This is a genomic window from Stenotrophomonas sp. STEN083, from assembly GCF_056759195.1.
Window position 1 is genome coordinate 33,250 of sequence record NZ_JBRRCU010000012.1, and the last position, 21,804, is coordinate 55,053.

Below are 21,804 nucleotides of genomic sequence, written 5' to 3' on the forward strand. Positions count from 1 at the left end.
CGCGCCTCAAGCCCCGCGCAGCTTCACCACCGCCATTCCAATCTGGAACAGGCTGATCGACAGTACCAGCACGCCGACGGCGATCAGCACCCAGCGCTCCTTGACCCGCTTCACCAACAGGGCCGCCACCGGCGCGGCCATCATCCCGCCGACCAGCAGGCCGGCGACGATGGACAGGTGCTGCAGGCCCATTGTCAGCAGGAAGGTGGCCGAGATCGACAAGGTGACGACGAACTCGGCCGCGTTGACCGAGCCGATGGTGGTGCGGGCCTGGCCGCCACGGGCCAGCAGGGTGGACGTGGCCACCGGCCCCCAGCCGCCGCCACCTGTGGCGTCCAGCAGGCCGGCGAAGAAGCCCAGTACCGGCACCCGCTTCACTTCCTGCTTGGCCATGAACTTGCCGGCCGCACGGGCCAGAATGAAGATCGCCAACACGAGCAGGTAGAGGTAAATGAACGGGCGTACGAGATCGCCGGGCAGTTGGGTCAGCACATAGGCGCCGATGGCCCCGCCGACAGCGCCAGGTATCGCCAGCCGAAAGAACAGTCGCTTGTCCACATTGCCCGCAACCAGATGCGAGACCCCGGAGGCGCCGGTGGTGAACACCTCGGCGGTATGAATGCTGGCGCTGACCGCGGCAGGCGGCAGCCCCATGCTCAGCAGCACCGAGGACGAAATCAGCCCGAACGCCATGCCCAGCGCTCCGTCCACCAGCTGTGCGCCGAGGCCGATCAGGATGAACCAGTAAAATTCATTGCCAAATTCCATTCCCCAAGCCTGCGGGCCACGGCAGGGCAGGTCAAGGAAAGCTACATCCGCAAGTAATGGCTCGGGTCGATTTCTGACTGATATCAGTGCCGAATGGTCGCTAACTCGCGGCTATGTCGGCGAAGTGGTCATTCGCCGCGGTATTGGCAAAGAGGGTTTGCTGTGGCGTCCAGCACTGCGGAGCCCAAGGGTTCGCAATGGCAAATGAGATTTTTGACGCCGACAGACATCACACTTCAATGCCGCCGCCCGGCACGCGCAGTGCCCCCCGGAAGTCGACACAGATCGCAGCGATAGGCGGGCGCCTGAGGCGTAGCCACTAACGCGCGAAGAGCCCCGGGCGCACCGCCTTCCCGAGCTGCCAGGGTGCAGGCAAAGGGCTTTCCCGAGGTAAATCAGCCCAGATAGCCCCCTTTAGTAAAGGGGGCGCGCCGACAGGCGCGGGGAATTGGGAGCTGATGAGCCGGGGCCCATGGTTCCGCAAACCATGGGGTTGATACGTGAATACGTATCAGCGCGGGTGCTACCGCGTTCCGTAAAGGACCACGGTCTTGCCGCGTGCATGCAGCAGACCATCGACCTGCAGCTTCTTCAGCACGCGGCCAGCCATTTCACGTGAGCAGCCCACCAGTCGGGCGATTTCCTGACGGGAAACGCGCAGCTGGGTGCCTTGGGGGTGGCTCATCGACTCCGGCTCCTTGGACAGATCGTGCAAGGTGCGGATGATGCGGTCGGTTACGTCCAGGAAGGCCAGGCGGCTGGCTTTGCGGCTGGTATGCAGCAGGCGCCGGGAGATCTGCGAGCCAATGGCGTACAGCAGCTTGGGCGCGTCTACTGACAGCGGGCCCAGGAACAGCTGGTGCAGGCGCTCGTAGCTGATCTCGGCCAGCTCGCAGGGGGTGCGGGTGCGCAGGATGACTTCGCGCTTGTCCGACTCAATGAACAGGCCCATTTCGCCGACAAACTCGCCGGCACCGAAGTAGCCCAGCACCAGTTCACGGTCATCGTCTTCCTCGGCAATGATGCTGACCGAGCCGCTGATCACGTAATACATGGTCCCGGCAGGGTCACCCGGGCGGAACACATCGGTCCGCGCCGGGTAGCGACGGCGGTGGCTATGGGCCAGAAAGCGGTCGATGGTGGCAATGTCCAGCGCCAGCGGGCTGGAGGCAAGACGCACGTTTGACGCGGTGGTGGCGTTACCTGGGCTCATGATGGCGTTCACAGTTTGGATGAACTTGCTTAATGGGCAAGCTTAACGACGCTGAGCATAAGGGGCAAACGGGCATAAAGGTTCAAGTATCACAGCGACCCACTTTGCCCCATACTTCCGCCTTTCCCACCATCTACAGGATCGACCGCCGTGGTCAAGCCGTTGCCTCGCCTGAGGTTGCAAGGATTCAACAACCTCACCAAGGCCTTGAGCTTCAACATTTATGACGTCTGCTATGCGCGTACCGAAGAGGAGCGCCAGCGTTATATCGAGTACATCGACGAGGAATACAACGCCGATCGACTCACGCAGATCCTCACCGATGTGGCTGAAATCATCGGTGCGAACATCCTGAACATTGCACGTCAGGATTACGACCCTCAGGGTGCCTCGGTCACAATTCTCATTTCCGAGGAACCGGTGATCGACAAGAAGCAGGCCGGCAAGGAGTTGATCTCTGATGCCGTGGTCGCGCACATGGACAAGTCGCACATCACTGTGCACACCTATCCAGAAACGCACCCGCAGGAAGGTATTGCAACCTTCCGCGCCGATATCGACGTGGCAACCTGCGGCGTGATTTCGCCGTTGAAGGCGCTGAACTACCTGATCGAGAGTCTGGAATCAGACATCGTGATCATGGACTACCGCGTGCGTGGCTTCACCCGTGACATCAAGGGCAAGAAGCACTACATCGACCACAAGATCAACTCGATCCAGAACTTCCTGGCCAAGAACATCAAGTCGCGTTACGAGATGTTCGACGTCAATGTCTATCAGGAAAACATCTTCCACACGAAGATGCACCTGCAGGACTTTGACTTGGACAAGTATCTGTTCGAAGAGAAAGCCAAGAACCTGTCGTTCAAGGAACGCATGAAGATCGAAGCGCTGCTGCGCCGCGAGATCGAAGAGCTGTTCCACGGTCGCAATCTGGCCGAATAAGCACTACCTGCGCAGGGCCGGTATGCCGGTTTTGCGCAAAAACAGGCGGGACGGCCCGCCCTGCAGTGATGCAGACGTTTGTCGACGGCGGCTCGGTGTGAACTCACTGGGGCGCCGTCTTTTTTTGTAAAGGAAGTTGGCGATGCCCTGGATCTACCTGCTGCTTGCGGGCCTGTTCGAGATTGGATTTGCACTGGGCCTGAAGTCCAGCGAAGGCTTTACCCGGCTCTGGCCAAGCCTGTTCACCGTGGTATTTGCTGCCATCAGCCTGTGGCTGCTGACCCAGGCGCTGCGCACCATCCCGGTTGGTACCGGTTATGCGATCTGGACCGGCATTGGCGCCGTGGGCGTGGCGATTGCCGGGGTGATCCTGTTCGGCGACAGCGCCAGCTGGCCGCGCCTGCTGTGTATTGGCCTGATCGTGGCTGGCGTGATCGGCCTGAAGCTGGTCAGCTGAGGTAGCCAAGGTAGTGCCGAGCCTTGCTCGGCAGGGGCTCTACCGGTAAGGCCCCAGCCGAGCATGGCTCGGCACTACATCCGGTAGGCCACTGCCTTCATTGCCTTGGAGGCCAGTGCCATTACCGACGGGATCGGGAACGGCAGCTTGCGCGCGCCTGCATGTTCGGCGTGCTCGGCGTGGCGAGCTTCGTCGATCTTCATCACCTTGAGGATCTCGCGGCTGCGCTGATCGGCCGGCGGCAGGGTCTGCAGGTGCTCATCCAGGTGGGCCTCCACCTGGCGCTCGGTTTCCACCACGAAGCCCAGGTTCCAGCCGTCACCGCGCAGGCCGGCCAGGGTGCCGATGGTGTAGCTGCCCGCGTACCAGAGCGGGTTGAACAGGCTGGGGCGGCTGTCCAGTTCGCGCAGGCGATCGGCGCACCAGCTCAGGTGGTCGGTCTCTTCCTGCGCCGCTTCCAGCAGGTGTGCGCGCGTGGCCGGGTCGCGGGCGACCGCTGCCTGGCCGAAATACAGTCCTTGCGCGCAGACCTCGCCGACGTGGTTGATGCGCATCAGGCCAGCCGCGTGGCGGGCCTCGGCTGGTTGCAGTACTACCTCCGGGGTGTCGCCGGCCGGGTTGGGGCGGGCAGCCGGTGGGTTGCCGAACACCGTGTCCAGGGCGCGTTGTGCTTCGGTCAGCAGGTGGTCCAGCGGCGTATGTACGCGAGCGGTGATCATGGTGGGGCAGTGCAGTGGGGTATGCCCGATTCTCGCCGCTGGCCCGCAGCCTGCCAAGGCCGGGAAGAGGTGCCCGTTCAGGCGCTGAGTTGCGCCGGGGGCGTGTGGCCAGTACAATCCCGCCTCTTCTGTTTCACCTTCACAACGCGTGGCAAAGTTCCGGTGGTTCATCTCGCCGCAATCAGCCCGACCTACCTGAGTTCTTTATGAGCACTTTCACTGCAAAGAACGAGACCGTCCAGCGCGACTGGTACCTCGTTGACGCCGCCGGCAAGACGCTGGGCCGTCTCTCCACCGAGCTGGCTCGCCGCCTGCGTGGCAAGCACAAGCCGGTTTACACCCCGCACGTTGACACCGGTGATTACCTGGTCGTCATCAATGCCGACAAGATCACTGTCACCGGCAAGAAGCTGAAGGACAAGAAGTACCATCGCTTCACCGGTTACATCGGTAACCTGAAGACCGAGTCCCTGGAGCAGGCGCTTGAGCGTCACCCGGAGCGCGTCATCGAGACCGCTGTGAAGGGCATGCTGCCGAAGGGCCCGCTGGGTCGTCAGATGTACCGCAAGCTCAAGGTCTATGCAGGCACTGAGCATCCGCACGCAGCACAGCAGCCGCAGGTTCTGGATATCTAATCATGGCTATCACTCAAAACTACGGCACTGGCCGCCGCAAGTCCTCCACCGCTCGCGTGTTCCTGCGCAAGGGCACTGGCAACATCACCGTCAATGGCCGTCCGCTGGACGAGTTCTTTGGCCGTGAGACTGCACGCATGATCGTGCGTCAGCCGCTGGAACTGACCCAGAACACCGAAAGCTTTGACATTCTTGTCACTGCTGCCGGCGGCGGCACCACCGGCCAGGCCGGTGCGATCCGTCTGGGCATCGCCCGTGCGCTGGTCGAGTACGACGAAACCCTGAAGTCCGAGCTGCGCAAGGCTGGCTTCATGACCCGTGACGCCCGTGAAGTCGAGCGTAAGAAGGTCGGCCTGCACAAGGCACGTCGCGCCACCCAGTTCTCCAAGCGTTAATCGCTTCGGGGTGGGGTTCTTCGGAATCCCACTGGGAAAGCAAAAGCCCGGCTTCGGCCGGGCTTTTGTCGTTTCTGGGGTTGGGAATGGGGTTGAAGTTGGGAGGGGGGGGGGATTCGCCAGGGCCTGGGCCAAAGCCAGGGCCAGAGCCAGGGCTAGGGCTAGGGCCAGAGCCAGAGCTGGGGCACCCCTCCCCAGCCCTCCCCTGCGCTATGCGCAAGGGAGGGGGCGCTTCCGATGCATATCCAGCGCGGGGGAAGTGCCGCACTCGCTCCCTCCCTTGCGCGCAGCGCAGGGGAGGGTTGGGGAGGGGTGCTTTGGCTCTTGAGCTTTTGCTCCTGCCAATCCTCCAATCCTCAATCTAGGGGCTTCAGCCACAAAAAAAGACCAGATCTTTCGATCTGGCCTTTTCATGAATGGCAGCCCCGGAAGGATTCGAACCTCCGAATGTCTGAGTCAGAGTCAGATGCCTTACCGCTTGGCGACGGGGCTATTGTGCGTGACGATTATCGCATACCCGGCCTGTTGGGTGGTCTGGGTGCGATGATCTGGAATAGAAAAAAAGCCTGATCTTTCGATCAGGCCTTTTATGTTTGGCAGCCCCGGAAGGATTCGAACCTCCGAATGTCTGAGTCAGAGTCAGATGCCTTACCGCTTGGCGACGGGGCTGTAGTGCAGGTCTAACCTGCGTCCCATGGTGGCTATAGGTGGACTCGAACCACCGACCCCAGCATTATGAGTGCTGTGCTCTAACCGGCTGAGCTACATAGCCTTGGGAGCCGGTAATTCTGGTGGTGTCGTGAGGTTTTGTCAACAGGTTTTTCTATGCTTGTGGCATGACAGCAGCCATGGCAGAGTCCCCGGCAGTAGAAATTTTAGGAGTCCGCATCGTGATCGATCCGGACGGCTATCGACCGAACGTCGGCATAGTGCTGATGCGGGAAGACGGGCAGGTTTTCTGGGCACGACGCGTGCGCCGGGATGGCTGGCAGTTCCCGCAAGGCGGCATGAATACCGATGAAACCCCGGTTGAGGCCATGTATCGCGAATTGCAGGAAGAAACCGGCCTGCTGCCTGAACACGTTGAAGTCCTGGGGGCGACCCCCGGTTGGCTTCGCTACCGGCTGCCTCCGCGGGCCATACGTCACACCGAGAAGCAGGTCTGCATCGGTCAGAAGCAGGTCTGGTTCCTGCTGCGCCTGACCGGCGACGAGGCGCATGTGCGGCTGGATGAAACCGATACGCCGGAATTCGATCACTGGCGTTGGGTCGACTTCTGGTATCCGGTGGAGCACGTGGTCATCTTCAAGCGTGGGGTTTACGCGCGAGCGTTGCGCCATCTCGCGCCGCTGGCGCGTGGTATCGCAGGCCAGGGTGTGCAGGCGATGCCTGCGTCGGCACAGGAAGCCTGGATGCCGGGTAGCAGCGCTGGCCATGAGCGGCCGCGCAAGCGCCCGCGGCGTCCAGGGGTTTGGCGCGGCAAGAAGATTAATAATGATTAACGTCCGAAATTGACAACCATTCGCATTTGCGATTGAATGCTGACACGGCCGATACGTGCCGGGTTCAGGGGCGTCAAGCCGTGTACGTTTGCATCTGCAATGGAGTTACCGATCACCAGATCCGTGAAGCCGCGCTTGCTGGCTGCGACACGGTGTCTGAGCTGACCATGCGTACCGGTTGCGGCTCCAACTGCGGTTCCTGCCTGGACATGGCGGCCGGCCTGCTGGAGCAGGCGCGTGCCACCCGCGAGCTGCCCTTGCCGTTGCTGCGGGCGGCCTGAACAGGCTTCGCCGCCACCGCCAATGGCGGTGGCTAATGATCACGATTCGCGTTCCTTCATTGTCTGCCGGCAACCGGTAAAGTGCGCTCGTTCCTCTAGTCGGAGTCAGCGCCATGAAAGGCGACGCCAAGGTCATCGAATTTCTCAACAAGGTCCTCTACAACGAGTTGACCGCCATCAACCAGTACTTCCTGCACGCCAAGATGCTGAAGAACTGGGGCTTGAACGAGCTGGCCGAACACGAATACAAAGAATCGATCGACGAGATGAAGCACGCCGACGTGCTCTCTGATCGCATTCTGTTTCTCGAAGGTCTGCCCAACTTCCAGGCGCTGGGCAAGCTGCGCATCGGCGAAAACCCCACCGAAATCCTCAAGTGCGATCTGGCGCTGGAGAATGAGGCGGCGCTGGTGCTGCGCGATGCAGTCGCCTATTCCGAATCGATCAGTGATTACGTCAGCCGCGAGCTGTTCGTGAAGATCCTCGATTCCGAGGAAGAGCACATCGACTGGCTGGAAACCCAGCTTGATCTGATCGAGCGTATAGGCGAGCCGAACTACCTGCTCACCAAGCTGGAAGACTGATCCCGCTGCAGCGGGATCACTCCTGCGCTTGCGCGCGCTGTTCGGCCTGATAGCCAGCCAGCGCAATGCGCGCGCGCGAAAACTCCGCCACGATCAGCGCCACCATCACGGTGGGCCGCTCCAGCGTACCGCTGCGCGCGCCGTGCTCAAGCCGGCGCGCCGCTTCGGACAGGGCCAGTACGCCGACATTGGCACTTGAAGACTTCAGGCTGTGCGCCAGCTCACCCAGTCGCTTCAGCTCGGGCATTACTGCTGCTTCCTGCAGATGCCGCACCAGCTGCGGGGTCTCGTCCAGGAACACGTCGATGATGGCGTTGATCTCGTCACCGGCAATCTCGAACAGTTCATCCAGCACGCTGCGCTCCAGTATCGAGGCGGTGATGCCATCGGTATGGGCGGTGGAGGCGGCGGCCAATGCGTTGGCGGAGAGGTCGGGGCTGGGCATGCTGGTAACCGGATCGGCAGTTGCGGTGGATGCTGGTTTGAAGGCCAGCAGGCAGTTCAGGAGTTGTGCGCGGGAGATGGGTTTGGACAGGTATTCGTCCATGCCGCTGTCCAGGCAGCGCTGGCGGTCGCCAGCCATGGCGTTGGCAGTCATGGCGATGATCGGCAGCCGCTGGCTGGCGCCGCTGCTGGCTTCGTGCTCGCGCCAGCGGCCGGTGGCAGCAAAGCCGTCCAGTACCGGCATCTGACAGTCCATCAGTACTGCGTCGTAGCGTTTGGCGTGCATCTTGTCGAGGGCGATGGCGCCGTTCTCAGCGGCTTCGGTGCTGGCACCGAGGACCTTCAGCAGTTTCTGCGCGACCATCAGGTTGACCGAATTGTCCTCGACCAACAACACCAGCATGCCGGCCAGATCAGCGCCTGCGCTGGCGTTGCTGGTGACCGCGGTTGGCGCTGCCACCAACTTGCTTGGTTCGCCTGCCGGGAAGCCTGCAGGTGCAATTGTTGCCGCTGTCGAAGTGGACGTAGCCGCAACAGGTGTTATCGCAGCCGCAAAAGCGTTGCTTGGCAGGAGTGAGGGAGGTGGGCTGGCAGCAAGCTGCAACGGTTCGGCCAGCGCATTGCGCAGCTGCGTATCGGGGAGTTGGCGCGGCAACAAGGTGGCACCATCGCGCAGCCCGTCGGCGATCGCGGCATCGCCGTACAACCACAGCAGGCGTGGACGGCTCTGATCCATGCGCTCGATGGCGCGTTGCAGGGCCTGGGCGCTGTTGCGCATGGGTTCCAGGTCGCCGATCACGGCGTGGAAGATGCCGGACACGGCGGGCATGCGCAGGCGTTCCAATGCTTCTTGCAGGTTGTTGGCGACAACCGGTTGGTAGCCCCAGTTCGGCAGTATCAGTTGCAGCCGTTGACGCAGGCGCTGCTCGGGGGTGACCAGCAGCACCTGGCGCACTTTGCGCAGGTGATCGGGCTGATGGAGGTCGCCGATGACTTTCAACAGCGGAATTTCGAACCAGAACGTGGAGCCACGCAGGGGCTCGGACTGCACGCCGATGCTGCCTTGCATCAGGTCGACGATGCGCTTGCAGATGGCCAGCCCCAGCCCGGTACCGCCGTACAGGCGGGTGGTGGACGCGTCGGCCTGGGTGAATGCGTTGAACAGCCGCTGTTGCTGGCTTGCATCCACGCCGATGCCGGTGTCGCGTACTTCAAAGCGCAGGCGGTGCTGCGCCGCGGTTTCGCCCAGGCGCTTTACATGGATGCTGATTTCGCCAAGTTCGGTGAACTTGATCGCGTTGACCAGCAGGTTGCCCAGTATCTGCCGCAGGCGCACCGGGTCGCCGCGTACCGACAGGCGCACCGCTGGGTCGATGTGCAGCGACAGGCGCAGACCTTTGTGCTCGGCCGCGCGTTGCATCAGACGCAACATGCCGTCCAGGGTTTCGCGCAGGTTGAACGTGGTTATTTCCAGCTCCAGCCGGTTCGCTTCCAGCTTGGAGTAGTCGAGGATGTCATCGACGATGCGGAACAGCTGTCGTGAACTGTCGGTGGCGGTATCAAGCATGTTGCGCTGGTCCAGGCTCAGCGTGCCTTGTGCCACCAGTTCCAACATTGGCAGGATGCCGTTCAAGGGCGTGCGGATTTCATGGCTCATCGTGGCCAGGAACTCGCCCTTGGCCAGGGTGGCGGCTTCGGCGGCCTGTTTGGCTTGCAGCAGTGCTTCCTGCAGCGTGCTTTGGCTCTGTGCGGCAACCTGCAGGCGGGTGTTTTCAAGCGCCCGTTCTTCGAGCTGCAGTTGCAGGGCATGTGCCTGTTGCTGTTGGCGGCTGGCGCCAATCGCCGCCAGCAGTGCGGCGACCACGGCGACGCCAGCACTGCCAGCGACGGCGACGGCAGGGACAGCGGGAATGAAGTTGGCCGCGCACGCAGCAGCAGCGCAGCCTGCTGCCAGCAGTGCCCAACCGCGCGCAGCGCCCGATGCAGCCGCGCTCACAGCACCGCGTTCTGGAAGTCGAAGTCGAGCTCGCTGCCAGCGCGTTGCACCACGTTGCCCTGGATGAAGTCGATGCCGCCCATCCACATCGCGGCAGCGGCCTGCGGATCTTCGATCTGCTGGCCGATGATCTGCAGGTTGGCGCGGTGGGCAAGGTCGATGGTGCCGCGCAGTTCGTCACGCAGCTTCTGGTTGGTGTGGCTTTCGGCGTAGCGTGCGGCCATGCGTACAAAGCTCAGCGGTAGCTGGCTCAGCAAGGCATTGGCCTCGTCGCCGGGTTCGAACTGGCTCAGGCAGAACTGCACGCCAGCCGGCATCAGCTGCGCGCAGAACTGCTGCAGGCTTACCGCATGCACCAATGCGTCGGACAGGCGTACATCAATGACCAGCCCATTGCCGGCTACCTGTCGTTCCTGCAGCGCATTGAGCAGCCATTCGGCATAGGCGCTGCGTGACAGCGAGCGCAGCGATTGCGAGACGAACAAGCGCATCGGCGGCTGCGCGAACTGGTACAGGTGCAGCAGGCCCAGCGCGTGTTCGACGACCTGCTGGTCAAGGTCGGCGATGCGCCCGGCGGCTTCGGCCGCGGGAATCACCTGGCCGGCGGACAGCAGGGTGCCATTGCTTTGGCGTAGGCGCAGCAGCAACTGGTACTGCGCGGTGTCGCCGCCAGCGACTGCGACGATCGGCTGATACGCCAGTTCGATCTGGCCATCCAGCAGGGCCAGGTGTTCGTTGTTGATGGTGACGTCGTTGCTCTCGTAGGCAGCAATGCCGGTGCTGCTCAGGCGCGCCTGCAGGGCAGTGCGCTCGACCGCTTCGAGCGCGGCGTCGGCATCGTGCAGATCCTGCGACAGGTTGGCGTGGCCGACCACGCAGCGCAGGAACACCGATTCGTCCTCGCGTGGTGCAAAGGGCTGCGCGGACAGCCCATCGCGGACCTGTTGCGCCAACGCCGGTACAGCCGCTTCCTCGATGCCGCGGGTAAGCAGCAGGAAGCTGTTGTCATTGAGACGCGCCAGTTGATGCGGGCGCAGGTTCTCGGCCAGACGTTGCCCGGCCTGCACCATCAAGCGCTCGTAGCTGGCATAGCCATAGCGCTCGCGCAGGCCCAGCGCGCTGGCGATCTCGATGAACATCAGGCCAGCCGTTTGCTGCTCGGCGATGGCGGTTTGCAGCTGCTGCATCACATTGTGGCGGGTCGGCAGGCCGGTCTCGGGGTTGTTCATCAGCGGGCCGGCGTCGGCCTTGCCTGGTGCCTGCATGCGGTTGCGGCGGATGCGGTTGGCGACGGCGGCGACCAAGTGGCGCGGCCGGATCGGTTTGACCAGCACATCGTCGGCGCCGCAGTCGAGTACTTCGAACTGGCGGTCAGGGTCGGCTTCGCCGGTCAGGAATACAATCGGCAGCAGCTGCTGGTGTGGCTGCTGGCGGATCATCGCAGTCAGACGCATGCCGTCGAGCCCGGGCATGTGCAGATCCATCAGGATCAGGTCCGGGCGATGTTCACTGATGGCCTGCTGCACACCTTCCACTTCCATCTGCACGAAGGCCTGCATGCCGGCGCCGTGCAGCACGCTTTGTGCAAACAGGGCCTGCGAGCGGTTGTCTTCGACGATCAGCACGCGGTAGGGCGTGTCATCGCCGACATCGCTGGCCATGGCGCTCGTAGCTGCGTCGGCGCTGGGTTTGAGCTGTGCTTGTACGGCTTCGGTGGGCGGCGCATTGCGCACGCTCCAGCGCTGCCAGTAGTCGGCTGGTGGGGTTTCCGCGCGTAGCGGGCGGTTAACGGTGGTAAGAGTGTCGTTGCTGGCCATCGATGGAGAGTATGTGCTCACGGGGCGGGAGGCAGTGAGTGGTCACCTGGCTTGGATAGTGCCGAAGCTGGCGTGTCGGTGCTCGCGAACATGCGTTTGAGCCCGCGCCATAGCATGCGCCACACCAGCCATACCGTCAGCGCGCCAATGATGCTGGCGCTGAGTACGAAGATCAGTGCCAGCCACGGGTGCGCCAATGCCAGCGCCAAGGTGCCGATCACCACGCTGTCTTCGGCAAACGAGGCCACCCAGTTGCTGGCCGGTTCCGGCGAAGTATTGAGCAGGGCACGGGTGCCGGCTTTCAGGCCGTGGCTGGTGAGCGCGATGCCGGCGCCTGCGGCCAATACGCCGGTACTCAGTTCGCCATTGGATGACAGCGTGGCAGCGGCAAGGAACGCGCCGGCCGGGACCCGCGCCAGCGTCTGCAGCAGATCCCAGATCGAATCCACGCCGGGGATCTTGTCGGCAAAGAACTCGGCCACGGCCAAGGCGCCGGAGGTGCCCAGCACCCACCAGGATTCGGTGGCCTGCAATGCGGGGGGCAGGTCCACCCAGCCCATCAGCCCGGCCATGCCAACGCCGAACACGGTCAGGTAGACGCGTATGCCCGCCAGCCAGGCCAGCAGGATGCCGATGACGAATACGTGGGCTTCTGTCATGGGAAGTGGTTCGGCCGGATACTGTGAGCAGGATCGCAACTATCGAGCATGCCTGCGGTGATTGCCAGCCGCCAGCGCATAAGCGCATGTACATACGTGTCGTTTACACTGGTCCGTCGTTTCAGACCGAGCACGGGTGCCGCCCTTCCGGGAGCATTGGAACCTGCCATGACCAACCGACCTTCCTCACGTTTCCAGATCACTCCCCGTGGTGGCGCGGCCCCGCGTCCAGGCTGGGTGCCGATCGCTGTCCTGGCGGCCGCTTGGCTGCTGTCGCTGCTGCTGGTTGGCTGGTTGGCGGCACGCTACGCCTCGCCTGATGCCGGCGGCATGCGCGAAAAGCTGCGCCAGAGCGAGGCCCTGGTAGGCCAGCAGCGCGGCCAGCTGGACGAACTGCGCCAGCGCCAAGCCACGCTGGAGGCATCGGACAAGATCAGCCGAGCTGCCAACAGTGAAGTGCAGACCTCGTTGGGTGAGCGCGATGAAGAGATTGCCGGCCTGCGTGCCGATGTTGCCTTCTATGAACGCCTGGTCGGTTCCACCAGCCAGCGCAAGGGGCTGAACACCCATTCGGTGGAGTTCACCCCGGAAGCGGCTGGCACCTGGCATTACAGCGTGGTGTTGACCCAGAATCTCAATCGCGGTGCGATCAGCCAGGGCCAGATGCGGTTCTCGGTTGAGGGTGTGAAGGACGGAAAGCTGACGACCGTCAGCTGGGATGACCTACATCAGCGCAAAGGCGCGCCGGGGCAGGATTATTCCTTCCGTTATTTCCAACAACTGGACGGTAGCGTGATGCTGCCCCGGGATTTCACACCGCAACGTGTGCGAGTCTCCCTGTCCGGATCCGGGGGGGGCTCCAACCAGACATTCGATTGGAAACTCGCCGGCAACGGCAGAGGGGAATAAACATGTTCAAAAGCAAGTCCAAGCACGACACCGACCTGGCCGTAGACGCCTTGATCGGCTCCCAGGTGGAAATCCGCGGCGACGTGGTATTCAGCGGCAGCCTGTACGTCGAGGGCCGCATCATCGGCAAGGTGATTGCCGAGGAAGGCGCCAAGGCGATGCTGACCCTGGCCGAGCACGGCCGCATCGAGGGTGAAGTGCGCGCCGCCGTGGTGGTGCTCAGCGGGAGCATGGAAGGCGATGTGCATGCCAGCGAGCGCATCGAATTGACCCCCAGCGCACGTGTCACCGGCAATGTGCATTACACGGTGGTGGAAATGAGCGCCGGTGCCCAGCTCAACGGCCGCCTGCTGCACACCGCGGCGATGGCTGCGCTGCCGGCGCCTGAAGCCAAAACCGCCGAGAAGTCCAAGAAAGCTGAAGCAACCGCGGCTTGAAACAGGGGCTTGCCGCCCCCATCCTGAGCGCCATGAGCACCTTAGTTTCCTTGCCCGGCGTGCAGCCGGCGCCTGATTACCAGTCCTTGGACCGCCCGCTGAACTTCACGCCAGCGGCTGCCTCCAAGGTGCGCGAGCTGATCCAGGACGAGGGCAACGCTGCGCTCGCCCTGCGTGTCTATATCCAGGGCGGTGGCTGCTCCGGCTTCCAGTACGGTTTCGAGTTCGATGAAAACCGTGCCGAAGACGATCTGGCGGTGGTCACCGAAGGCGTGACCCTGCTGGTCGATCCGCTGAGCCTGCAGTATCTGATGGGCGCCGAGGTGGATTACAGCGAAAGCCTGACCGGTGCCCAGTTCGTGATCCGCAACCCCAACGCCCGCACCACCTGCGGCTGCGGTAGCAGCTTCTCGGTTTAAGACAGATCCGGCCGCATTGCCGCTGGCTGCGCTTGCGATGGCGGCGCTTTGTCGTCAGGCTCTGACGGATGCTGAATTCTGAATCCCGTTTTGTCGGGCACGCCTTTGTTGGCGCGCCCCTGGACCGCGCCGATGCGCTGCGCGCTGATGCCGATGCATTGGCCGCCTTATGGCCGACGGCGCAGGTATTGGTGCTGGACGTTGATGGCACCGCGTTTGCAGATGATGACCGGCAGCCCGCCTTGTTCAGTGGCACCGATCTGGGCGGTGGCCCGGGCACGGCGATCTTCCTTGGGCTGCGTGAAGGCCGCGCCTGGTTTGTGGCCGAGGCGGCAACGCTGAGCGTGCAGGCACCGCAGCGCATGGACCTGCGCCAGGCCGCAGTGACCTGGCCGGCCGAGGTGGCCGACGTGTTCTGTTATGCACGCGGGATGTCGTACTGGCATTCGCGCAATCGATTCTGTGGCGTTTGTGGCTCGCCGGTGCGATTTGGTCGCTTCGGTTTCATTGGCCATTGCGACCAATGCCGCACCGAGCACTACCCACGCGTGGACCCGGCGGTGATCGTCGCGGTCGAAAACAATGGCCGCCTGTTGCTGGGCAGGCAGAGCAGCTGGGTCGCGCGGCGCTATTCAGTGCTGGCCGGGTTTGTCGAGCCCGGTGAAACCTTCGAGCAGACCGTGGCCCGCGAAGTATTCGAGGAGGCGCGGGTGCGGGTGATCCACGCGCAGTACCAGGGTACCCAGCCGTGGCCGTTCCCGGGCGCCTTGATGGTGGGGTTCCGTGCCAGCGCGCACGATGACGTGCCGACCGTGGATGGCGAGCTGGAAGACGCGCGCTGGTTCAGTGTCGAGGAGGTCGGCGCGGCGCTGCAGCGTGAGAACAATGACGACGGGCAGGGCATCCTGCTGCCGCCGCGGCTGTCGATCGCGCGCACCCTGATCGAGCAGTGGTACCAGAGTCAGTGCCAGTGAGTGTGAGCTGCCAAGCGGTTCACCGGCTTGTTTGGCGCTGGCAGGGCCTACAATCAAAGGCCGGAGGGATCGCATGTTCACAACCTTGGTAGCGGTAATCGCCGCACTGGTGCTCGGCCACCTGGCCCCCACGTTGCTGGCCACGTTGCGCGATTGGCGCTGGTTCGGGCGTTGCCTGGGCTGGCTGCGTGCACAGCTGGGCGAATCGGCCGCGCCCTACAGCGTGCTGCTTTTGATTGCGCCCTGCGTGTTGTTGATCGGCTTGCTGCAATGGGCCTTGGCCGAGCGTCTGTTCGGTCTGCCCGCGTTGCTGTTCGGTATTGCGGTACTGGCCTTGTGCTGGGGCCCGCGCGATCTGGATCGCGATGTCGAGGCGGTGATCGATGCCGAAGACGAGGCCGCGGCAGCGCTGGCGGCATCCCGGCTGCAGGCCGCAGGCGGCAGCATGCGTGAGGACGCGCCGGGGCTGGTCGAGGCGACCGCGATCAATGCACTGCGGCGCTGGTTTGCACCGCTGTTCTGGTTCCTGTTGCTGGGGCCATTGGGCGCGGTCCTGTACCGGCTGCTGGCGCAATCCTCGCAGGGTCTGCAATCAACAACTCTTTCCAGCGAAGAGCGGCATGCCGGTGATGTGTTGCTGGCGGTGCTGGAATGGCCGGTGGCGCAGCTGATGACGCTGTCGATGGCCTTGGTCGGCAATTTCGACACGGTGTTTTCGGCGTGGCGCCGCGCTGCTGGAAATCGCTGGACGCTGCAGCTTGGTTTTCTGGCCGAGGCCGCACGCGCCAGCGTTGGCGCCGAGCTGGTTGAGGAGGCTGAAGAAGCGCGGTTGGCCGGGCAGGTGCCGGCAGACGAACGCTACCCGGAACTGCGCGATGCGATGAGCCTGGTCTGGCGCATGTTGCTGCTGTGGATGGCCTTGCTGGCGCTGCTGGTCATTGCTGGCTGGGTGGGCTGAGCAAAGAGCGGCCGTAGCCCGGGTAAGCACTGCGTCGCCGGGAAGCAGGAATCTGTTGATGTTTCAGGCGGCCCGCCAAATGTCCCGGGTGCGCGGTGTTCGCCCGCGCCTACGTGATTGCGTGGCTTTTGAGCACGGCCTTCAGCCCGGTGCCAACAGGTTGAACGGGTACCAGGGCAGGTTGCGCAGCAGCCAGTACGAGACGATCACCACCAGCCATGGAATTGGCCGTGCGAACAGTCGCACCAGCCATTGCAGCCGTGCCGGCCATAATCCGGCGCCATGCAATGCCATCACCAGCACCGGCACGATGGACACGATCAATAGCGGATTCATCGCCATTGCCTGTGGCAGGTCCAGATGGACCAGTGCGTGCAGGCAGCGGGTGCTGCCACAGCCCGGGCACCACAGGCCGGTAAGGGCATAGAACGGGCAGGATGGCAGTGGATTGCCCGGAATATTCGGGTCGATCCGGCTCAATACCGCTGCCGCGCCCACGCCAATGCTGGCAATCGCGGCCAGGGGCATATAGCGCAGCAGGTGTTGCGGGAACTGCATGTCAGGACAACAGGCCGGCCGGATCCGACCGGCCTGTCGGGTTCATCAGTAGCCGGAAGCGCCGCTCATCGCGCCGCCCACACCGAGCACCACGAAAACGATCACGTACAGGATCACCAGCACAACCCAGCCCAGCACCGACCAGATGGCCCACTTCTTGGCCTTGTCGGCGGCGTCACGGGCGCCAGCGATGTCGCCAGCAGCCAGCAGGCCATTGACCTTGGCAGCGTGGACGATGGAGACGATGCCCAGCGGCAGGCAGCAGAACAGGGTGGACAGGATTGCCCAGACGAGGTTGTTGGATACGGCGGGACTGCTTGTATTCACGTAAAACTCCTTTTTGAAAAATCAGCGTGACTTGCAGGCATTCGCCGCAGTCAACGGCGAGATGATCATTGTGGCAATCCAGCATAGGGGCCACGTGATGAAACCGATGAAAACAAAGCACAGCAGGAAGTTGACGAAGGACACCGCCCAGTAGCCGAACATGATGATCAGGCCGGTGGCGACGTTGCCCGCGTACAGATGACCAATACCGAAAACCTGGAAAAACCCCGGCAACACCTCCAGCAACGCTGCTATCCCGCCGGATTTCTGCGGATGGTAGTAGTGGTGTACCTGCTGCGGCGCGCTTGGCGGCGCAGGTGGTACGGCTGGCAGTGATGGCGTGGCGTTGTCCATTTATCCCCTTGCTCCTTGGCTGTGCTGCGGTTCCCGGCAAACACATAGGGGGTAGCCTAGCCACTTGTCCTATTTCTGGAAAGTGGTTTCCCCTACCTACGCTTCGTCACCGCGCAACTTGCGGACCAGGGTTTCGAGCTGTGGGGCATCGGTATGGGCCCCATCCACCGGTGGTCCGGCGACAACCTCGATGTGTGCGCGGAAGCGGCGTGGCACCCGCATCTGCCCCAGCCGGGTATCGCGGCGGCTCCACATGCTGGACCACATCCCCTTCAGCGCCATCGGCACCACCGGCACCGCGCGCCGGGCCAGGATCTTCTCCACCCCGGACTTGAAGGCGGCAATCTCGCCGTCCTTGGTCAAGGCACCCTCGGGGAAGATGCAGACCAGTTCGCCTTCGGCCAGCGCCGCATCCACCTCGTCGAAGGCGCGCTGCATCAGCGCGGCGTCTTCCTTGGGGCTGGCGATCGGGATGGCCTTGGCGGTCTTGAAGATCCAGCGCATCACCGGCACGTTGAAGATCCGGTAGTACATGACGAAGCGTGCCGGGCGCGGGATCACCGCCGACAGGATCAGTGCGTCCATGTAACTGACGTGGTTGCAGACGATCAGCGCGGCACCTTCGTCTGGCACATTGTCTTCAACGCCTTTGACCCGCAACCGGTACAGGGTGCGCACCATCAGCCAGCTGAGGAAGCGCATCAGGAACTCGGGCACGATGCTGAAGATGTAGACCGCGACCACGATGTTGGCGATGGCCAGTGCCAGGAACAGCTGCGGGATGCTCCACTTGAGCGCGCTCTGGGTGAGCAGGCCCAGCACCGCGGCCAGCACGATGAAGCCGGAGTTCTGGATGTTGAGCGCGGCGAACACACGCGACATTTCCGACTTTGGTGTGCGGCTCTGGATCAGCGCGAACAGCGGCACCACGAAGAAGCCGGTGAACAGGCCGATGCCGAGCAGGTCGATGATGATGCGCCAGCTGCCCGGCTGCTGGACGAAGCCGGCAACGTCCAGCCCGGCGACGGCGACGGCGACCGCACCGGTGCGGGCGAAATACAGATCCAGCAGGAACGCGCTCATGCCGAAGGCGCCCAGCGGCACCAGGCCGATTTCGACGATGCGCCCGGACAGCTTCTCGCACAGCAGCGAGCCGACGCCGGTACCCAACGAGAACAGCGCCAGCGCGAAGATGTACAGGACCTCGTCGCCGCCAAGGTTCACCACCGCGTAGGTCGGCAATTGCGAGGTAAGCACGGTGCCGAAGAACCAGAACCAGGACACGCCGAGGATGGCGTTGCGTACCGCCTTCTGCTTCTTGGCCAGGCGCAGCACCACCAGCGATTCGCTGATCGGGTTCCAGTTGATCTTCAGCTCCGGCGCACCGGCATCCACCCGCGGAATCATGCGTGCGGTGAAGTTGCCGATCATCGCCAGTGCGATGATGGCCACGGCAGCAACGATCGGACCATGGGCGCCGGCCAGCGCGAAGATCATGCCGCCGGCAATCATGCCGGTGAGGATGGAAATGGAGGTGCCCATTTCCACCAGACCGTTGCCGCCGGTCAGTTCTTCAGGCTTGAGGATGGAGGGCAGTACCGAATATTTGACCGGGCCGAACAGGGTGGACTGCAGGCCGGTGCAGAACAGCGCAACCAGCAGCACCGGCATGTTCTGGGTAAGGAAGCCGACCGCCGCCAGTGACATCACCACGATCTCCATGGTGGTGGTGATGACGATGAGCTTCTGCTTTTCCAGCTTCTCGGCGATCTGCCCGGCAAGTGCCGAGAACAGGAAATAGGGCAGGATGAACAGTGCCGGCGCCAGGTTGGTGTACAGCGTGCGTTCTTCGCTGCTGACGCCCAGGTAGAACAGCAGGCCGATGATCGCCTGGCGGTAGATGTTGTCGTTGAAGGCGCCCAGCGCCTGGACGATGAAGAACGGGAGGAAGCGGCGCTGCGTGAGCAGGGCGAACTGGTTGTGGCCGGACATCGTGACTCCTCGGTGCTGCGCGGCACATTAGCAGAACCGCATGATCGTATTGGTCAAGCTGGGGGCGCCTTGCAGACGCCTCTCAAGCGTTGCTGGCGGGTAACAGGCCCAGCAGCGCACGGGCCGCTGGGGTCGGATCGGCACGCCAGACCGCGCAGGTGCGGAAACGGAACAGCTCTGCCAGTGGCCGCACCAGCGTGCGCTGCATGCGCGCGGCCATGCTGTCAGGCACCACCGCCACCGCCAGGCCAGCGGCCACCAACTGCTGCTGCAGTTCGCTGTGGGTGACCTCGTATTGCAGCTGCGCCTGGATGCCGCGTTCGCGCAGGGCGTCATCGAGCATGCGCCGCACCCCGGCGCCGGGGACCAGCGCCGCCAAGGGCAGGCCTTGCAACGCCTGCAGCGGGATAGCCGCGTGGTTGGCCAGCGGGTGATCGATGGGCATCACCAGCGACAGACCTTCCTCATGCAACAGGCGGTGCTGCGGCGGCAGACTGATCTGCGGGCCTACGCCGACCAGCGCCACGTCCAGGCTGCCTTGCTCCAGTTCGGCCAACAGCACATCGCTCATGCCGGCCTTCAGGTGTACCTCGACGGCAGGGTGCGCGGCCCGGAACGCCGACAGCAGTGCTGGCACATCGACCACATTGAGCGAGGTGATCTGGCCGATATTGATGCGGCCACGCACCGTGCCCAGGGTCAACGCCATTTCCTCCTGCAGACGTGCTGCCGCCTGCAGGGTCAGCCGGGCGTTGTGGAGGAACACCTCGCCAGCAGCGGTGGGGCGTACCCGGCGGTGGCTGCGCTCGAACAAGCGCGTGCCGAAAGCGTCCTCCAGCCGCGCGATCTGGTGACTCAGCGCCGATTGCACGGTGTGGCAGCGGGTGGCCGCGGCGGTGAAGCCGCCTTCCTCGGCCACGGCGACGGCAAATTCGAGCTGGCGCAGAGTGAACATGCCATCACTGAAACAGATGGATGGGATGAAAACAATACATTGGCGTCATTGATGACAGCGGCTCAGACTTGTCCCTGTTCCCGCCGTGGTCTCCCCCATGAATACCCCCGCTTCCCCATCCCACCGCCCCTTGAGCCAGGCCCAGGTCCTGTTGCTGGCCACGGCCACTGGCCTGATCGTGGCTGGCAACTATTACGCACAGCCATTGCTGCAGATTCTGGCCGAGGCATTCCGGATCGGCGCCGATGAGGCGGGCTGGGTGGTGACGGTGGCGCAGCTGGCCTATGCCGCCGGCCTGCTGCTGATCGTGCCGCTGGGCGACCGCGTGGAGCGCCGCCGCCTGATCGTCGCCCTGTTCGTACTGGCAGCGGTAGGTCTGGCGATCAGCGCCACCGCCACCCACTTCGTGCAGCTGCTGGCGGGCACGGCGCTGTCCGGCCTCAGTGCGGTGGCGGCGCAGGTGATCGTGGCGCATGCGGCAGGGCTGGCCGAGCCCGAACATCGCGGGCGGGTGGTCGGCACCATCATGGCCGGCCTGCTGCTGGGCATCCTGTTGGCGCGTACCGCCTCCGGCGTGCTGGCCGGGCTGGGTTCCTGGCATACGATCTACTGGGTGGCCTGCGTTGCCTTGCTGGTGCTTGCGGTGGTGCTGGCACGCTTGCTGCCGGCGCATCAGCCCAGCGCAACGCTCTCCTATCCGCGGCTTATCGGCTCGGTGCTGGCCCTGCTGCGCGATGAGGCTCTACTGCGTCAGCGCTCCGTGCTGGGCGGCTTGTTGTTTGCTGGTTTCAGCGTGTTCTGGACGCCGCTGGCCTTCCTGTTGTCTGGTCCGGCTTACGGCTACTCGATTGCCACGATCGGCTTGTTTGGTTTGATTGGCGCGGCCGGCGCATTGGCTGCCAGCAGTGCCGGCAGACTGACCGATCGCGGTCATGGCCGCGCGGTGGCGCTTGGCGGCCTGCTGATGATGTTGCTGTCGTGGTTGTTGCTGGCGTTCGCGCCGGTGTCGCTGGCGGCACTGATCGTGGGTGTGTTGTTGCTGGATATTGCCGTGCAGGCGGTGCACATCAACAACCAGAGCGTGATCTACCAGCTGGATGAAAGCGCCCGCAGCCGCATCACCTCGGCTTACATGACCTGCTACTTCATCGGCGGTGCCAGTGGTTCGGTGCTGAGTACGATGGCGTGGACGCGCCATGGCTGGAACGGCGTCTGCGCGCTGGGCGGCATGTTCGCGGTGATTGGCCTGTTGGTGTATTTCATGCCAGCCCGCAAGCAAGCCGCAAAGAATGTGGGAGCGGCATAAGCCGCGAAGCCGATAACGCGACCGTCGCCGAAGGGTGTGCATGCCAGGCTTTTGTAGGAGCGGCGTAAGCCACGAAGCTGGCAACCGTTCCGTTGACGGATCGTCTGCGCACTGGACTGTAGATTGGTGGTTGAGGACTGACGCCAAAGCCAAAGCCAAAGCCAAAGCCAAAGCCAAAGCCTCCCCCCATCCGCCCTCCG

24 protein-coding genes and 3 tRNA genes are annotated in these 21,804 nt (G+C 63.4%); 13 read left to right on the top strand and 14 right to left on the bottom strand.

The genetic code is table 11. From position 1 onward, the window contains the following. Positions 1-6 precede the first annotated feature (6 nt). Together ACVOK8_RS05965 and crp are read right to left on the bottom strand one after the other, a co-directional pair. Positions 7-768, bottom strand: a complete 762-nt coding sequence (locus tag ACVOK8_RS05965; RefSeq protein ID WP_481566029.1) for a sulfite exporter TauE/SafE family protein — start codon at positions 766-768, stop codon at positions 7-9. A 523-nt stretch (positions 769-1,291) separates the two neighbouring features. After that, positions 1,292-1,981: a cAMP-activated global transcriptional regulator CRP gene (gene crp / locus ACVOK8_RS05970; protein ID WP_481514338.1), complete on the bottom strand. Its 690-nt coding sequence runs from the start codon at positions 1,979-1,981 to the stop codon at positions 1,292-1,294. 150 nt (positions 1,982-2,131) lie between these two features. Here crp and speD point away from each other — a divergent pair, with 150 nt between their 5' ends. Together speD and ACVOK8_RS05980 are read left to right on the top strand one after the other, a co-directional pair. After that, a complete protein-coding gene (speD, locus tag ACVOK8_RS05975) occupies positions 2,132-2,926 on the top strand; it encodes an adenosylmethionine decarboxylase (protein WP_481514339.1) in 795 nt (264 codons plus the stop codon). A gap of 142 nt (positions 2,927-3,068) precedes the next feature. Continuing rightward, positions 3,069-3,383, top strand: coding sequence for a DMT family transporter (locus tag ACVOK8_RS05980; protein WP_481537607.1), 315 nt, complete (start codon positions 3,069-3,071; stop codon positions 3,381-3,383). Between the two features lie 74 nt (positions 3,384-3,457). Here ACVOK8_RS05980 and coq7 read toward each other — a convergent pair whose 3' ends face one another. Then, positions 3,458-4,102: a 2-polyprenyl-3-methyl-6-methoxy-1,4-benzoquinone monooxygenase gene (coq7, locus tag ACVOK8_RS05985; protein WP_481566030.1), complete on the bottom strand. Its 645-nt coding sequence runs from the start codon at positions 4,100-4,102 to the stop codon at positions 3,458-3,460. Positions 4,103-4,308: 206 nt separating this feature from the next. On the opposite strand from coq7, the gene rplM reads away from it, so the two are divergent. Both rplM and rpsI read left to right on the top strand, forming a co-directional pair. Beyond that, positions 4,309-4,737 (top strand): 50S ribosomal protein L13, encoded by a 429-nt coding sequence (gene rplM / locus ACVOK8_RS05990; protein WP_481516541.1) that lies wholly within the window; start codon positions 4,309-4,311, stop codon positions 4,735-4,737. Between the two features lie 2 nt (positions 4,738-4,739). Continuing rightward, positions 4,740-5,132 (top strand): 30S ribosomal protein S9, encoded by a 393-nt coding sequence (gene rpsI / locus ACVOK8_RS05995; RefSeq protein ID WP_057626426.1) that lies wholly within the window; start codon positions 4,740-4,742, stop codon positions 5,130-5,132. A 417-nt stretch (positions 5,133-5,549) separates the two neighbouring features. Here the strand turns inward: rpsI and ACVOK8_RS06000 are convergent. From ACVOK8_RS06000 to ACVOK8_RS06010, 3 genes are all read right to left on the bottom strand, one after another. Next, a tRNA-Gln gene (locus tag ACVOK8_RS06000) sits at positions 5,550-5,624 on the bottom strand. A gap of 102 nt (positions 5,625-5,726) precedes the next feature. Further along, positions 5,727-5,801, bottom strand: a tRNA-Gln gene (locus ACVOK8_RS06005). A 26-nt stretch (positions 5,802-5,827) separates the two neighbouring features. Continuing rightward, positions 5,828-5,904, bottom strand: a tRNA-Met gene (locus ACVOK8_RS06010). Positions 5,905-6,022: 118 nt separating this feature from the next. Between ACVOK8_RS06010 and ACVOK8_RS06015 the strand changes: the two genes are divergently transcribed. The 3 genes from ACVOK8_RS06015 to bfr all read left to right on the top strand — a co-directional run bounded on the left by ACVOK8_RS06015 (position 6,023) and on the right by bfr (position 7,499). Continuing rightward, a complete protein-coding gene (locus ACVOK8_RS06015; RefSeq protein ID WP_481512344.1) occupies positions 6,023-6,634 on the top strand; it encodes an RNA pyrophosphohydrolase in 612 nt (203 codons plus the stop codon). Between the two features lie 80 nt (positions 6,635-6,714). Continuing rightward, positions 6,715-6,915 carry a (2Fe-2S)-binding protein gene (locus ACVOK8_RS06020; protein ID WP_296249808.1) on the top strand — a complete coding sequence of 67 codons (201 nt, stop codon included), beginning with the start codon at positions 6,715-6,717 and terminating at the stop codon, positions 6,913-6,915. Positions 6,916-7,028: 113 nt separating this feature from the next. Then, positions 7,029-7,499, top strand: a complete 471-nt coding sequence (bfr, locus tag ACVOK8_RS06025) for a bacterioferritin (RefSeq protein ID WP_481566031.1) — start codon at positions 7,029-7,031, stop codon at positions 7,497-7,499. Between the two features lie 16 nt (positions 7,500-7,515). On the opposite strand, the gene ACVOK8_RS06030 is transcribed toward bfr, so the two are convergent. From ACVOK8_RS06030 to ACVOK8_RS06040, 3 genes are read right to left on the bottom strand one after another with little or no spacing between them, the layout of a single operon-like run. Beyond that, on the bottom strand, positions 7,516-9,939 hold the full coding sequence (locus ACVOK8_RS06030; protein ID WP_481566032.1) for an ATP-binding protein: 2,424 nt from the start codon (positions 9,937-9,939) through the stop codon (positions 7,516-7,518). After that, the gene (locus ACVOK8_RS06035) at positions 9,936-11,756 is read right to left on the bottom strand and encodes an EAL domain-containing protein (RefSeq protein WP_481566033.1); all 1,821 of its coding nucleotides are present in this window, start codon (positions 11,754-11,756) and stop codon (positions 9,936-9,938) included. The genes ACVOK8_RS06030 and ACVOK8_RS06035 overlap by 4 nt, the downstream gene beginning before the upstream one ends. A gap of 17 nt (positions 11,757-11,773) precedes the next feature. Next, entirely contained in the window at positions 11,774-12,415 is a 642-nt protein-coding gene (locus tag ACVOK8_RS06040; protein ID WP_481566034.1) for a DUF4126 domain-containing protein, read from the bottom strand. A gap of 168 nt (positions 12,416-12,583) precedes the next feature. On the opposite strand from ACVOK8_RS06040, the gene ACVOK8_RS06045 reads away from it, so the two are divergent. The 5 genes from ACVOK8_RS06045 to ampE all read left to right on the top strand — a co-directional run bounded on the left by ACVOK8_RS06045 (position 12,584) and on the right by ampE (position 16,112). Further along, the gene (locus ACVOK8_RS06045) at positions 12,584-13,324 is read left to right on the top strand and encodes a DUF6776 family protein (RefSeq protein WP_481566035.1); all 741 of its coding nucleotides are present in this window, start codon (positions 12,584-12,586) and stop codon (positions 13,322-13,324) included. A 2-nt stretch (positions 13,325-13,326) separates the two neighbouring features. Next, entirely contained in the window at positions 13,327-13,761 is a 435-nt protein-coding gene (locus ACVOK8_RS06050) for a bactofilin family protein (RefSeq protein WP_481566036.1), read from the top strand. A 32-nt stretch (positions 13,762-13,793) separates the two neighbouring features. Further along, entirely contained in the window at positions 13,794-14,180 is a 387-nt protein-coding gene (gene erpA, locus ACVOK8_RS06055) for an iron-sulfur cluster insertion protein ErpA (protein WP_282270651.1), read from the top strand. 68 nt (positions 14,181-14,248) lie between these two features. Further along, positions 14,249-15,154, top strand: coding sequence for an NAD(+) diphosphatase (gene nudC / locus ACVOK8_RS06060; protein ID WP_481566037.1), 906 nt, complete (start codon positions 14,249-14,251; stop codon positions 15,152-15,154). 73 nt (positions 15,155-15,227) lie between these two features. Further along, on the top strand, positions 15,228-16,112 hold the full coding sequence (gene ampE / locus ACVOK8_RS06065) for a regulatory signaling modulator protein AmpE (RefSeq protein WP_481566038.1): 885 nt from the start codon (positions 15,228-15,230) through the stop codon (positions 16,110-16,112). Positions 16,113-16,253: 141 nt separating this feature from the next. On the opposite strand, the gene ACVOK8_RS06070 is transcribed toward ampE, so the two are convergent. The 5 genes from ACVOK8_RS06070 to ACVOK8_RS06090 form a co-directional block, all read right to left on the bottom strand. After that, positions 16,254-16,670, bottom strand: a complete 417-nt coding sequence (locus tag ACVOK8_RS06070; protein WP_481566039.1) for a DUF2752 domain-containing protein — start codon at positions 16,668-16,670, stop codon at positions 16,254-16,256. Between the two features lie 45 nt (positions 16,671-16,715). Further along, complete coding sequence (locus ACVOK8_RS06075; protein WP_282270645.1) at positions 16,716-16,997, bottom strand: CD225/dispanin family protein; 282 nt, start codon at positions 16,995-16,997, stop codon at positions 16,716-16,718. Positions 16,998-17,018: 21 nt separating this feature from the next. After that, positions 17,019-17,351 (bottom strand): hypothetical protein, encoded by a 333-nt coding sequence (locus ACVOK8_RS06080; protein ID WP_481566040.1) that lies wholly within the window; start codon positions 17,349-17,351, stop codon positions 17,019-17,021. Between the two features lie 96 nt (positions 17,352-17,447). Then, entirely contained in the window at positions 17,448-19,343 is a 1,896-nt protein-coding gene (locus tag ACVOK8_RS06085; RefSeq protein ID WP_481566041.1) for an MFS transporter, read from the bottom strand. An 82-nt stretch (positions 19,344-19,425) separates the two neighbouring features. Then, positions 19,426-20,298: a LysR family transcriptional regulator gene (locus tag ACVOK8_RS06090; protein ID WP_481566042.1), complete on the bottom strand. Its 873-nt coding sequence runs from the start codon at positions 20,296-20,298 to the stop codon at positions 19,426-19,428. A gap of 97 nt (positions 20,299-20,395) precedes the next feature. Between ACVOK8_RS06090 and ACVOK8_RS06095 the strand changes: the two genes are divergently transcribed. Further along, a complete protein-coding gene (locus tag ACVOK8_RS06095; RefSeq protein WP_481566043.1) occupies positions 20,396-21,604 on the top strand; it encodes an MFS transporter in 1,209 nt (402 codons plus the stop codon). Positions 21,605-21,804: the final 200 nt, after the last annotated feature.